Genomic DNA, 12,891 nt, shown 5'->3' on the forward strand with positions numbered 1-12,891 from the left:
CCTCTCCTCTAAGCTGAAATACGACGCGGCTGCTCCGGCTGGCCGGGTTGCTCGGGCACTTGTCCAAGATCAGCCACAAGCCCACGGGCGCGGGCCAGGCCCGTGTGGTCCCGCGAAACGATTTCGTGGGCCGCGGCGGCGAGAAGTCGTCGGTCGGCTCCGACAATTCCTTCCAAGGCGTCAACCACATCTTCCGTGCGATGGGCGATGACGATGGCTTGCCCGTTCGGCAGAAGCTCGTCGAGGCCTCGCCAATGGTCGCTAATGATCGGCGTCAGGCAGGCTGATGCCTCGAACAGACGCACGCTCGGCGACCACCCGGCCGCGATCATGTCCGCGCGGGTAACGTTCAACGTAAACCGTTGGCGGCTGTAGAAGCCTGGATGGTCGTCCGGCGGCAGATGCTCGATGCGCTCGACGTTGGCGGGCCAATCAATCTCATCTGGATATTGAGGACCAGCCACCACGAAGCGAAGATGCGGCAGGCGGCGCGCGGGCTCGATCAGAAGCTTGTCCAACGTCGGCTGCCGGTCGGGACTGTAGGTGCCGAGATAACCAAGGTCCCAACGATAGTTTTCGCTGGTGTTTTTGTAGCGTTCGGCGTCCACGGAGCAGTAGAGCGCTAGTGCCTTGCGGACGCCGTACTCGTTCTCCAGCCGGGCCAGCACTTGGCCGCCCGAGAATGAGAAATAGGCGTCGAACAGTGGCATCTGGCGTCGGGCGAGGTATTCCTCCTCGCCGCGATCGAGCTTCGCGAGCGTCACGGGCGTGTCGATATCATAAAAGCAAAGGCGCCTGAGGCCCATCCGCGCCAGCTTGTCGATGAGCTCGACACCCGACGGGACATAGGATCCGACGATCACAGCATCGGCGAGGCGCAGGCGATCCTGATGGGACGTGAGCATGACGTCGATGTCGGAGTAATAGGAGAGCTCGCAAAAGTCCGGGTCGGCAAGGTCGCGGTTGCTAGCATACCAGGGTACATCGCGCTCGAGGAACAACACGCGATGCCCTTGCGCGTCGAGCCCGCGGATAAGAGCGCGAAACGTCGTGGCGTGGCCGTTCCCCCAGGACGAGGACAGGGTAAGACCGATGAACACGATATCGAGAGAGTTGGTCATTCGGCCGCCTCCTTCCGGCTCGCGGCGTATGCCTTGAAGATGGCATCCGCTTCTCGGGCCCGATGATCATAGGTGTGTTCGGCAAGCACGCGGGCCAGCGCCCGTTCCCCGATCGCGGCTGCCCGCCGCCGGTCAAGACCGGCCATGATGTCGGTAACGTCCCGGCTGTCGCGGGCAACCAGCACTTCTTCATCCGGCCGCAGGAACCGCTCGATGCCTTCCCAGTAATCAGTGATCAGGCAAGCGCCGGCACCGGCGGCCTCGAATACGCGTGTGGCGGGTGAGAAACCATTTTCGGCCATGCTCGCACGGGAAATGTTGAGCACGGCTTTCGGCGTGACGTTAAAGGCATTGTGGTCGCGTGTCGAAACGTGGCCGATATACTTTACGTTAGGTGACATCGGCTTGTCGTGCCAGCCCGAGCCGCCGAGCAGGAAAGAGTTCTGGAGCAGGCGCGAGGCGGGCTCCAGGAAGAAGTGTTCCACTCGGGCCTCGCGGTCCGGAAGGCGATTGCCGAGGAAGCCGAGATCGGCCTGGAAACGCGGATCGGGCCGCACCGGATGGTGGGTTTGCGGGTCGAGCGCGTTATAAATCGGGATGCACTTTGCCGCGCCAAGGTCGCGATAAGCGGAAACAACGGGGTCGCCGCCGCCATAGGTGAGAACCAGGTCGAGCTCGCGCAGCGCTTGGTGCATCGGATGATCGGGCGCCGCACGCAGTTCAGCGAGTGTTGCTGGCGCGTCCACATCCCAGAACACCTTCAAGGCGTGCGGACGGGCATGGCCTAGGACTTCCCGCATCAGGAGATTGTCCTCGAAGCCGACGCCGCTCGCCTTGACCACCACATCGGCCAGGGCGGCGTCCGCCGTCACCTTTTTAAGCGCGTCGATCGTTCCATCATAGACCACGACCTTGCACCATGCCGGCGGGTCAATATCGCGGTTCTTCTGGCGATCATAGACGTCGGGTTCGTAGAAGGTGATTTTGTAACCCTTGCCCGCCAGGGCTCGCAACAGGCCGCGATAATAGGTGGCGGCGCCGTTCCAGTAGGCGGAAACGAGACTTGATCCATAGAACGCGATCTTCATTCGGCGGCCTCCCGTCCGGCGCTGGCCTGAGTGGCGCCAGGCGTGCCGCACCGCGCCAAGATGGCAAGAAGCTCGTCGACGCGATGGCGGCAGGTGTGGCGGGCACGGATTGTCTCCAGCCCCGAGGCGATCAGGCTGTCGCGAAGCGCGGCATCCGACAAAACGTCCTTCAGCAGCCCCTTCATGTCCGCGCCATCGCGTGCGATGAGGTAGTCGGTTCCGGTCCGGAACAAGTTTTCCGCATCATCCCAAGGTGCCGAGATTAGCGGGATGCCGCAAGCCATGGCCTCGAACGGACGAATGGTTGGGATGCCGGGCAGGTGCTCGACGTAGGGGCGGCGCGGAATGTGAACGGTCACCTGGTGTCTGGCGAACGCTGTCGCTGCCTCAGCATTGGCTATCCAACCATCATACCGAATGCCGGCGTCGTTCAGAGCATCCAGGGCATGCTGGGGATAGCGAACGCCCCGCACCGTCGCCTTCAGCTTCAGGTCCTTCACCGGCTGAACCAGAAACTCGTCGATCTCGGCGGACCGCTCGTCGTCTCCCCAGTTTCCGATCCAGATGAGATCCCCTTGCTTGGAGACCTCCGGCCGCGGTTTGAACAAGCTATCGTCCGCGGCTTCATGCCAGGTAAAGACGTGTTTGCCCCAACCAGCCTTGAGATAACGCTGGCGCAGGGTTTCGCCAAAGGCGAGGATGGCATTGTAATCGCCAAGATCGAGCCCGGCGATATCCCCTTGCGACGAGACGGCGCGATGGTGGGTGTCGTGGAACAGGAGGGTGAAACGGCCGCCGTCGCGCTTGGCCTTGCCGATGCGCTCCACCAGCGCCGGCTCTGTCCATTCGTGCACTATAACCACATCCGCGTCGGCCATGGCCGCTTCGTGATCGAAATCCGGTGGATAAATCTGTGAGCGGAGGTCGGGAAAGGTGTCCTTGAACCTGTCAAGAACCACCCGCCCCTGATCGTGAACAAGGTTGTCGCGGCTCCAGCTTCGCAGCGGTTCCAGCGCCAGTGCCTCATGGCCGCGCCGTACGAGATCACGCATCACACCGCGTAGGAAATGGGCGTTGCCATGGTTCCAGTCAGAGATCAACGAATGGGTGTAGAAAACGAATTTCATCATAGCTCCGCTGCGTTTAGGGCGTGGGCTGGTGCAAGAAGGCGGTCATAGATTCCGCTCATCGCCTGGGCCTGCCTCACGGGTGAAAAGGTAAGAGAACGCGCTTGCGCTTGTTTGCCCAAGGTGGCCCGTAGGCTTTTATCGGCGATCAGGCGGTTGATCGCCTCTCCGAAGGCGGCGGGATCGCGAGGATCCGCGAATAAGGCGGCGCCGTGCCAGAGCTCGCGATAGGTTGGTATGTCAGCCAGCACGAGCGCGCCGCTGGATCGAGCAGCCTCCAGGGCAGCCAGTCCAAACGGCTCGTAAAGCGACGGCGATACCACAATCGCGGCCTCGCGCATCAAGCCCATCGTCTCGCCGTGATCCAGCTCGCCGCGGTGATCGATGTTGGGAAGCGCCGTATGCTGGCCGTTCGGGCCTATGTTGGCGCCTGCCATGATCACCGGCCATTGGATGCTTGCCGCGGCCGCGGCGAGAACCGGACCGTTCTTTCCGTCGTCCCACCAGCGCCCCGCGGCAAAGACGTAAGGCGCCTTGGGGACGCAAGACGGTTCAACTAGGCTGGCATTGTAGACCACATGGATCGGTGGTGTCCCCTGCCCGTAGACCTGCCGCAATAGACCGGCATGGCCTTGGCTCGGGACAACCACGGCATCGGCACGCTCCAGGCCACGACGGTTGATCGTGATCTGCCAAGCCCAACTTTCCGGCACGCCATTGTCGCGAACAGCCTGAAACCAGGTGCAAACGCAGGAATGGGAGACCGCGACAACCGGAACATCGACGGTTAGATCCGCGCCCTGCGACGGCAGGTTGAGATGCACGAGATCGATATGCTCGCGCCCGACGAGATCGGCGATGATCCGCGGCACTTGCACAAGCGCGGCTTCGTTCTCGACCATCCAGTCGAGCGGTGCGTCGCACTGAACAAGCCCTCCGATCTGTTCGGCTTCCCGCTGCTGCGCCCGGTTCGGCCGCGGGCCGAAGCAGGCAAACACCGTGTCGATGCCGAGATCGCGAAGACCGGCGGCGAGATCCACGGCGTAACGCCAAACGCCGCCAGCGGCGTCGACCGTCATCAGTATCCGCGGCCTGCCGTAAATCCGTGCTGGGTCCATCATGCCACCACCTTATGCCGCGGCTCGACCAGCCGCGCATGGTCGCCGAAGCGATGCTCCGCCAGCCACTCGGCCAGATGTCTGACACCATCGCGCCAGCCGATCCTCGCCTTCCAGCCCAGGTCGCGTTGCAGCCGCCGTGTGTCAGCGACGAAGTAGAACTGGTCTCCCGCGCGCCAATCGCCGTGACCGGTCTCGACAGTTCGACCGGTCACGGTTTCGATCTCTCGAAGCACGGAAAGTACGCTAACCGCGTTTCGAGTTCCGCCACCAAGGTTGAAGACCTTGCCCTTCGCCAGGTTGATGTGACCGAGCAGGGCCCGATAGGCGGCCACGGCATCATCGACATGCAGAATGTCGCGCACTTGCTTGCCGTCGCCGTAGACGGAGATCGGCTCGCCCTTCAATGCCCGGATAAGGAAATGCGCGACCCACCCTTGGTCCTCGGTGCCAAACTGGCGCGGACCATAGATGCAGCTCATGCGCAATACGGCCGTCGGGATGCCAAAGGATTTCGCGTAGTCGAGCACATATTGATCAGCAACCCCTTTTGAGCAGCCGTACGGCGTGCAGAAGTCCAGCGGCCGGTCTTCACCGATGCCATTCAACCGGATATTGGCGTCGGCTGGCAGGTAACGATCGTCATGCTCCAGCATCTTAAGATCCTCGAGTGAGCCGTAGACCTTGTTGGTGCTGGCGAAGATGACGGGCGTGTTTCTTTCGGCCTTGCGCACCGCTTCAAGGACGTTGATCGTGCCGCGAGCGTTCGCCTCGAAATCATCGATGGGGTGGACGAGGCTTGTCGTCACCGCCGTCTGGGCCGCGAAATGAAATACGGCCTTCGCGTCGTCGAAGGCGCCCTCAATGCCGCGTGGATCGCGAACATCTGATAAAACCGGATGTACCCGCTTGCCGTGACGTTCCATCAGCCAGGCGAGGTTTTCGTCGACGCCCGGGCGCCCGAGATTGTCAAGAATGATCACATCCTCGCCATCGCGCAGAAAGCTATCGGCTAGGTTCGACCCGATGAATCCGCTGCCGCCGGTGACAACAATTGGGGCCGTGCCGGAGGCAAGGTTCGGGACGGCGAGCTTCGTCACATCGTCAAGCCGGGCCACACCGCCTTCCTTGAGGAGGCGTGCCAGCAGCTTGGGCTGATTGTCATGCGTGACCGCGCCGAGATGGTAATGGCGCGGGTCGAACCACAACCCTTCCTGTACGGCGATATCCGGCGCGACATCCGCCCAGGAATACCAGTAGAGACGGTCCGCCGGCACCGATAACGCCTTCATGAAGCGCCGTGCCTGCTCCATCTCGTCATTGCGCCAGGTGGAATAGCCGGTCTCTGTAATCCAGACCTCCGCCTCGGGGTTATGGCGGTCGAGAATGCGTCGCATCTCCCCGAGATGCATGTCCCACCCGCCCCAGGTGCCTTCCTCGCTGTCCCAGGTGCCCGGAAACCCGTGAAAGCCAACGGCATCGACGACGCCCAGCACGCCACGTTCTCCCATCAGGTTCAGCCAATAGGGATCGAAGGGACACGGGCCGCCGAGCACGGGTTTCCAGCCGCGATGTTTAGCCCAGTACGCGGCACCGCCGACCATTTCGCAAAACAGCCGGAAGTCGCCGTCCTCGCGCCAGTCCCAGTCGAGGAGGTTGTTTGGTTCGTTCCAAAGCTCGATATGTCGAAAATGCCTCCCGTAGCGGGTCAGGACGTGATCCACGAAGTCGGCATAGGCCTTTAGATCATGCGGCGCTCCGGATGACCGCCCGGTACGCGACATGGATGGGGGTGTATAGTGAATGCAGGGCAACAGGTCGATATCCGCGCCGAGCCGCGGCATCAGCCAATCGAACCAGGCCTCGCCGCCCGGCGCCAGATATTCGGCCCAGGAAAGATGCGTTCGCAGGTATCGCGCGCCGCTCGCGAGTATGTCGGGAAGGATCCGTTCCGTGCGCTCGAATTCGCCCGGCCGAAACCATTCCACGAAACCATAGGACCTGTCCATCGATGACGTCCTGTCGGAGGGAGCGGGTGAGGTCATGATACCAGTCCCCGCTCTTCTAGTTGGCGCTTCATCTCCGCGCCGCGGTCGATGGCGCCGGTGCCGCGCACCCATTCCGCGAACGGTCCAAGTGAGGTCTCCAGCCGGTGTCGCGGCTCGAAGCCCAGAAGCTCGCGCGCCTTGGATATGTCGGCGAAGCAGTTGCGGATATCGCCCGAGCGTGCCTTGTTCATGATATCGGGGCCGATCTCCGGCACGCCCATTGCCTCGGCCAGAAGGGTCGCCACCTCGGCGATCGTATAGGCCTGTCCGCTCCCGACATTGATAACGTGGCCGGCCGCGTTCGGCTTCTCCAGCGCCAGCCTGAAGGCGCGCGCGACATCACGCACATGCACGAAATCGCGGCGCTGCTCGCCGTCCTCGAAAATCATTGGCGGCTGATTGTTGGCGAGGCGGGAGGCAAAATTCGCGAGCACGCCCGTATAGGGATTGGACAGCGCCTGGCCGGCGCCGAAGACGTTGAAAAGGCGCAGCGCGATGGCATCGACGCCGTAAGCCTCGCCAAAGATCAGCACCTGTTTTTCCTGCGCGTATTTCGTCAGAGCGTAGATCGAGGCAAGATCGACAGGCTTCTCCTCATCGGTGGCGATCGGGGTCAGTGAAAGGCCGTCCGGCGAAAGTGGGTTCCATTCACCTTTCTTGATCATTTCCGCGCGACGACGCACGATACCAAGCTGGTCGCCGCTCTCCGTCATGTACCGGCCTTCGCCGTAGACGCTCATCGAGGACGCAACGACAATTCGTTTGATGGGCCTGTTGATCATGGCATCCAGCAGGACCGCGGTCCCAAGATCGTTGCCGCCAACGTAGCGCGCGATCTCGTACATGGATTGACCGACACCGACCTCGGCTGCCAGGTGGATGACACCGTCGATGTCCTCCAACGCCTGTACGACACTAGCCTTGTCCCTGACGTCGCCCCGGACAACCTCCGCGCCCTCGGGCACGGCGGCTTCCGTGTCGCCATGCACCTGGTCGATCAGGGCATCGAGGATCCTGACGTCATAGCCGTTGTTCAGAAGTTCTTCCGTGACGTGTCGACCGATAAAGCCGCATCCGCCGGTCACCAGAATGTTTGCCATCTCGACCTCATCATTGTTGGATTTTGTGATCACGATGAGAGGCGAACTTAGGCAATCTCCGAAAGTTCCTGTTCTATGACATGATTGATAACTTCATTGACTTCATCAATGAGATCGTCCGGCCGACAGGCGCATCCCTGGTCGCGTTGAGCCACGCGGGAGATGAAGGTTTGGCGCGCGGACGTTTGCGCGAGCAGACCATCATCTTGAACATTGTCTTCCTCAACATCATCAGGAACTCTTTCAGCTGTTTGAAGTTCGCCTTCCGACAATCATCCTGGATCGGAGAGTTTTCCATGAAAGTAGTGATGATCGGCGCGGGCTACGTCGGCCTGACGACGGGTACGTGTTTTGCGTCGCTGGGCTGTGACGTTTGCTGCGTGGATCTGAACGCGGAACGCATCCGCGATCTGACGCGAGGCGAAGTCCCTATTTTCGAGCCCGGGCTGAGCGATTTGATCGCCCAGACGAGAGCCGCTGGCAGGCTCCGCTTTTCATCCGATCTCGGAGCTGAAGTGGCGTCAGCGGATTTTGTGTTCATCGCTGTCGGAACCCCTTCAAGGCCAGACGGCGACATAGACCTCTCCTTCGTTGAAGCCGCTGCCCGCGATATCGGCCAAGCGATAGCGGATAACGCCATCGTCGTGGTCAAATCAACGGTCGTGGCCGGAACCGCGAGGGCCGTTGGAGAAATCCTAAAGAAGCACGGGGGCGGTCGTTCGACGCGGGTTGCCTCCAACCCGGAGTTTCTGCGTGAAGGCTCGGCGATAAGCGACTTCATGCGGGCCGACCGCATCGTCGTGGGTGCCGATGAACCCGGCACAGCCGCGGCGATGCGCGAGCTCTATCGTCCGTTGATCGAACGAGGCGTCCCCTTTATCAGCACCACCACGACCGATGCCGAACTGATCAAGTACGCCGCCAATGCCTTCCTCGCCTTGAAGATCGGCTTCATCAATGACGTCGCCAATATTTGCGAGAATACGGGTGGGGACGTCGCCGCGGTTGCACGTGGGATCGGGACAGATCGGCGCATCGGCGAGAATTTCCTGCAGCCCGGACCAGGCTTCGGGGGATCATGTTTTCCAAAGGACACACGCGCTTTTGCCGCCACCGGCAGGCGCTTCAGATCGCCGCAGCCCCTGATCGAGCGGCTCATCACGGCAAACGAGGAACGCAAGGCAATGCTGTCGGACCGGATCCTCACCGCTATCTCGGGCAAGGAAGCCGCGCGTGTCGCGGTACTCGGCGTGGCTTTCAAGGCGCGCACCGATGACGTGCGCGAATCCGCGGCCCTGACGGTTATCGAAGCACTGATGAGGGCAGGTGTCGAAGTGTCTGGCCATGATCCGAAGGCGCGGCCTCAAGCCGAGACCATCCTGGGCCCCGGCATGATATGGCATGATGACCCATACTCGGCGGCTCGTGGAGCTGACGCCGTGGCAATCATGACGGAATGGGATGAGTATCGCGAGCTCGACCTAAAAAGGCTTAGCGCCCTCATGGCCGGCAGACATCTTTTTGACTTCCGCAATATCCTGGACGCCGAGAGCGCGACGCGTCACGGCCTCTTCTACCATAGTCTTGGACGTCCGCTTGCTGTTCCGTCCAACAGCCGCCAACGGACGAAGGTCGCGGGTGCAAGTCCGTCATGGGCCGATGTGGCGGCATCACCGCTTTGAACTTTGGAGGACACGATGGACGCGATGAATTATCCGAGAACAGCGAAGCTCAGGGCCGCGGTCGTTCCGGCCGCGGGTAAAGTTGAGATCACCCAGTCCTCGCTTCGCGAGCCGGGTGAAGGCGAAATACGGATCATGCTTGAGGGGTGTGGTGTTTGTGCATCGAACCTCACACCCTGGGCAGGACCCGACTGGATGCGGTTTCCAACGGAACCTGGCGGTCTTGGACATGAAGGCTGGGGCCGCATCGACGCGGTGGGACCAGGCGTGGATCATCTAAAGGCGGGCGACCGCGTCGCGGCCCTCTCCTACCATGCCTATGCAAGTCACGATTTCGCTCCGGTGGAGATGGTCGTACCATTGCCCGCGGCATTGGATGGCAAACCCTTTCCAGGCGAACCCCTCGGCTGCGCCATGAATATATTCAAGCGCTCGGAAATCCGCGCCGGCCAGACTGTCGCTATCGTCGGGATAGGTTTTCTTGGGGCCCTTCTGACACAACTTGCCGTGCACGCTGGTGCTCGAGTGATCGCCATATCGCGTCGTGAAGAGGCGCTTGACGCGGCAAGGCGTATGGGCGCGTGCGAAACCATCGCCATGGATGATCATTGGCGCATCATTGAGAATGTGAAGGCCCTTACCGATGGACATTTTTGTGACTGCGTCATAGAGGCCGTCGGCAAGCAGTGGCCCGTCGATCTTGCTGCTGAACTGACAAGGGAGCGTGGGCGTCTCGTGATCGCCGGCTACCATCAGGATGGTCCAAGACAGGTCAACATGCAGCTGTGGAATTGGCGCGGGCTAGACGTTGTGAATGCTCACGAGCGAGATCCCGCCATCTACATTCAGGGAATGCGGGAGGCGGTCAAGGCAGTCTGTGAAGGCGGGCTCGATCCGTCGTCGCTGTACACCCATCGTTATCCCCTGGAGCAGCTCGACCAGGCTCTCAATGACACGCGCGATCGCCCAGGGAACTTCATCAAGGCCTTGGTGATCAACTCATGAGCGGTGTCGCGCCACGGGAAGCGTTTCGCACGTCCACCAGGCCCGCGCGTTTGGGCTTTCTTGGGGTCGGGTGGATCGGTCGCAATCGCATGGAGGCGATGCTCGCGACAGGTAACGTCGAAGCCGCGGTGATCGCCGAGCCCTCCGCCGAGATGGTGGCGGCCGCCTCTGTGTCGGCACCGAACGCGAAGATCGTTGGGACGTACGATGAGCTTCTATCAGAGGAGCTCGATGGCGTCGTCATCGCCACGCCGAGTGCCCAACACGCGGAGCAATCCATACGAGCCTTGCATGCGGGGCTCGCGGTGTTTTGCCAGAAGCCGCTCGGACGCACAGCGAACGAGGTGCGGGCGGTCATCGACGCGGCGAAGGGCGCCGACCGCCTTCTTGGCGTCGACCTCTCTTACCGTCACACCGAGGCGATGCGGCATATCAAGCAGCTGCTTCAATCGGGCGAACTTGGCGACGTCATGGCCATTGACCTGACATTCCACAATGCCTACGGACCCGATAAACCATGGTTTTACCAACGATCCCACTCAGGAGGAGGATGCGTGATCGATCTTGGCGTCCACCTGATCGATCTCGCGCTTTGGGCTCTCGATTTCCCGAAGATTGTCGAGGTGTCGAGCAAGCTTTTGTTTAAAGGGAGCCCGGTTCCGCGAACACAGGAGGATGTCGAGGATTATGCCGTCGCGACGCTGCATTTGGCAAACGGCACCGTGGTCCGCCTGGCATGCTCCTGGGGCCTGAACGCCGGCCGCGACTGCGTCATCGACGCCAGCTTTTACGGGACCGATGGCGGTGCGGCGATGCGCAATGTCGATGGATCTTTCCATGACTTTCACGCGGACCAGTTTCACGGAACGCATCGACGCAGGCTGGTTGATCCACCGGATGAATGGGGCGGGAGAGCGGCGATCGCATGGGCCGCGACGTTGAGCGGCGGCGGCCGGTTCGACCCGGCCGCGGAAAAGCTCGTTGACGTCTCGGAGGCTATCGACCTGATCTATCGGAGCGAAAGCTGCGACTGGTCGCCATCGCGTCAATAAATCGTATAAGCTCCCCGGCCGCGCGGAACCAAGGCTCGCAGCCCTGGTTCTACAGCAAACGAATAGGGGCTGAAAATGCCGAGGCGACGATTTGAGTGGGAGCGGACGAAAACCGCGTCGGATCTAGTGATCAGGAGTAATTTGCCGCAATGGGTCATCACGGCGCTGCGACAACACGGCATCAAGCGGATGAGCCTCATTTGCACATTGTCCGATGAACAGTTGCTAAGGATCCCGGGCATCGGGAACCGAGCGGTCGCCTTGATCCGTATGGAGCTCCGTCACCTTTCCGCGCCGCGAGATCAGGCTTTAGCGAAAACTCCGCGGCCCACGTCGATCTAAGCCGCGCATGGGCCCAGCCATGCTCGCGCAACACCAGCTCCAGCGCGTCGCGAGCATTTATTCTTCTTCCCTGGCGTCGCTGGCTTCAAGGCGATCAAGCACTGCTTCAGGTGCCACGTCTTGCTTGAGTTCCTTGACTTCATCGTCCGCATCGGTCGAGACTTCAAGTTTTCTGGCAATGGCCTCCACCATTGCGATGAGGCGCGTCGTCTCGTGCTCATTCAGCAAGCTGACCTGCAGATCGAGATCAGCCCGTAAGTCATCCTCGGCGGCCATTCTGTTTTGATTGATCAGCACGAAGGTTGAAAGGAAGATGGCTTCCACGGATGCCGCCATCGCCAGTATGACAAGCGAGGGGTCCCACGCGGGCAGCGCGGGGACAAGTCCGGTATTCGCCAAGATCCATGAGCCATACGCGGCGAGGTGAATGTAGACGAAGGCCATGGATCCGGCGAAGCGACTAATGGCGGCGGCCGCACGCTCTTGCGCGCCGGCCGCATCCTTGGCGTCACGGCGACGCCGCATGATCGCCTCGATATTGCGAGCGAGCGCCGGAGTGAGGCCTCCGGCAGCCGCTGTTGTTGGACTTTCAAAATCCATGGTGAGGTTGCCCACATGATGCCGCGTCGCCGTTCGAGGTCTCACGGCGATGCGTCAGAGTGACAAGGACGCTCATTGCCGTTCGACGAACTTGTTGAAGCGGCTCGTCTCGCCATCCTTTGTTTCGCCTTGATAGAGGAAAGCGAGTTTGTTCTCGTCGAAAATCTTGAAGAACTCGTCCCAGCCGATTTCCTCAAAGTCGTCCTCCGGCTGTCCGAAATCGATCCGGAGAACGCCGCCCTTCCCTTTCGTGCGGATGACCGACGGCCGACCATCACGCGCCTCCACCCACTCCTGAATGATATGATGATCCGTTGTCGTTTCGGAGCTGCTCATCGCTATATCCTTCGTGTCATCACCTGATTTCCTTCATAACCTTGACGGTGAACCGAAGTTCCAGTGCTCATGGGCTAGACGCCAACCATTTCGTGATCGCATTGAGGTCGCGGGCTTCCAAATCGTTGGCGAGGGCCCAGTTCCCGAACTGGGTTTTGGCCGCATGGCTGAGGAACGGGAGGGATCGTCATCGACGATGCGCCGCGTGAGGATTTTGGCGCCCAGGCGGAGCGCATCCCTAGTCCGTGGCGGCGGCTTGATCCATCTCAGCG

11 protein-coding genes are annotated in these 12,891 nt (G+C 61.2%); 3 read left to right on the forward strand and 8 right to left on the reverse strand.

Annotation, left to right across the window (positions count from 1 at the left end; genetic code table 11):
- Positions 1 to 8: 8 nt before the first annotated feature.
- The 6 genes from P3R82_RS09655 to P3R82_RS09680 are packed head-to-tail and all read right to left on the reverse strand — an operon-like array spanning position 9 to position 7,602.
- Entirely contained in the window at positions 9 to 1,121 is a 1,113-nt protein-coding gene (locus tag P3R82_RS09655) for a glycosyltransferase (RefSeq protein ID WP_112436038.1), read from the reverse strand.
- The gene (locus P3R82_RS09660; protein WP_283193719.1) at positions 1,118 to 2,209 is read right to left on the reverse strand and encodes a glycosyltransferase; all 1,092 of its coding nucleotides are present in this window, start codon (positions 2,207 to 2,209) and stop codon (positions 1,118 to 1,120) included. Before P3R82_RS09660 ends, P3R82_RS09655 begins: the two co-directional genes overlap by 4 nt.
- Positions 2,206 to 3,336: a glycosyltransferase gene (locus P3R82_RS09665; protein WP_283193720.1), complete on the reverse strand. Its 1,131-nt coding sequence runs from the start codon at positions 3,334 to 3,336 to the stop codon at positions 2,206 to 2,208. The genes P3R82_RS09660 and P3R82_RS09665 overlap by 4 nt, the downstream gene beginning before the upstream one ends.
- Positions 3,336 to 4,457, reverse strand: coding sequence for a glycosyltransferase family 4 protein (locus tag P3R82_RS09670; protein ID WP_349294057.1), 1,122 nt, complete (start codon positions 4,455 to 4,457; stop codon positions 3,336 to 3,338). The genes P3R82_RS09665 and P3R82_RS09670 overlap by 1 nt, the downstream gene beginning before the upstream one ends.
- Positions 4,454 to 6,499: an NAD-dependent epimerase/dehydratase family protein gene (locus tag P3R82_RS09675; RefSeq protein WP_283193721.1), complete on the reverse strand. Its 2,046-nt coding sequence runs from the start codon at positions 6,497 to 6,499 to the stop codon at positions 4,454 to 4,456. Before P3R82_RS09675 ends, P3R82_RS09670 begins: the two co-directional genes overlap by 4 nt.
- Positions 6,496 to 7,602: an NAD-dependent epimerase/dehydratase family protein gene (locus tag P3R82_RS09680; RefSeq protein WP_283193722.1), complete on the reverse strand. Its 1,107-nt coding sequence runs from the start codon at positions 7,600 to 7,602 to the stop codon at positions 6,496 to 6,498. Before P3R82_RS09680 ends, P3R82_RS09675 begins: the two co-directional genes overlap by 4 nt.
- 80 nt (positions 7,603 to 7,682) lie before the next feature.
- On the opposite strand from P3R82_RS09680, the gene P3R82_RS09685 reads away from it, so the two are divergent.
- Genes P3R82_RS09685 through P3R82_RS09695 form a run of 3 tightly spaced genes read left to right on the forward strand, consistent with a single transcriptional unit; the run spans position 7,683 to position 11,341 of the window.
- Positions 7,683 to 9,284: a UDP-glucose/GDP-mannose dehydrogenase family protein gene (locus tag P3R82_RS09685; protein WP_283193723.1), complete on the forward strand. Its 1,602-nt coding sequence runs from the start codon at positions 7,683 to 7,685 to the stop codon at positions 9,282 to 9,284.
- 15 nt (positions 9,285 to 9,299) lie between these two features.
- A complete protein-coding gene (locus P3R82_RS09690; RefSeq protein ID WP_283193724.1) occupies positions 9,300 to 10,289 on the forward strand; it encodes a zinc-binding dehydrogenase in 990 nt (329 codons plus the stop codon).
- Positions 10,286 to 11,341 (forward strand): Gfo/Idh/MocA family oxidoreductase, encoded by a 1,056-nt coding sequence (locus P3R82_RS09695; RefSeq protein WP_283193725.1) that lies wholly within the window; start codon positions 10,286 to 10,288, stop codon positions 11,339 to 11,341. Before P3R82_RS09690 ends, P3R82_RS09695 begins: the two co-directional genes overlap by 4 nt.
- A gap of 399 nt (positions 11,342 to 11,740) precedes the next feature.
- Here P3R82_RS09695 and P3R82_RS09700 read toward each other — a convergent pair whose 3' ends face one another.
- Positions 11,741 to 12,283: a DUF1003 domain-containing protein gene (locus tag P3R82_RS09700; protein ID WP_283193726.1), complete on the reverse strand. Its 543-nt coding sequence runs from the start codon at positions 12,281 to 12,283 to the stop codon at positions 11,741 to 11,743.
- Between the two features lie 72 nt (positions 12,284 to 12,355).
- On the reverse strand, positions 12,356 to 12,619 hold the full coding sequence (locus tag P3R82_RS09705; RefSeq protein WP_113201233.1) for a hypothetical protein: 264 nt from the start codon (positions 12,617 to 12,619) through the stop codon (positions 12,356 to 12,358).
- Between the last annotated feature and the right edge of the window lie 272 nt (positions 12,620 to 12,891).

The sequence above is a fragment of the Rhizobium sp. AN80A genome (assembly GCF_030053015.1).
GTDB lineage: Bacteria > Pseudomonadota > Alphaproteobacteria > Rhizobiales > Rhizobiaceae > Rhizobium > Rhizobium metallidurans.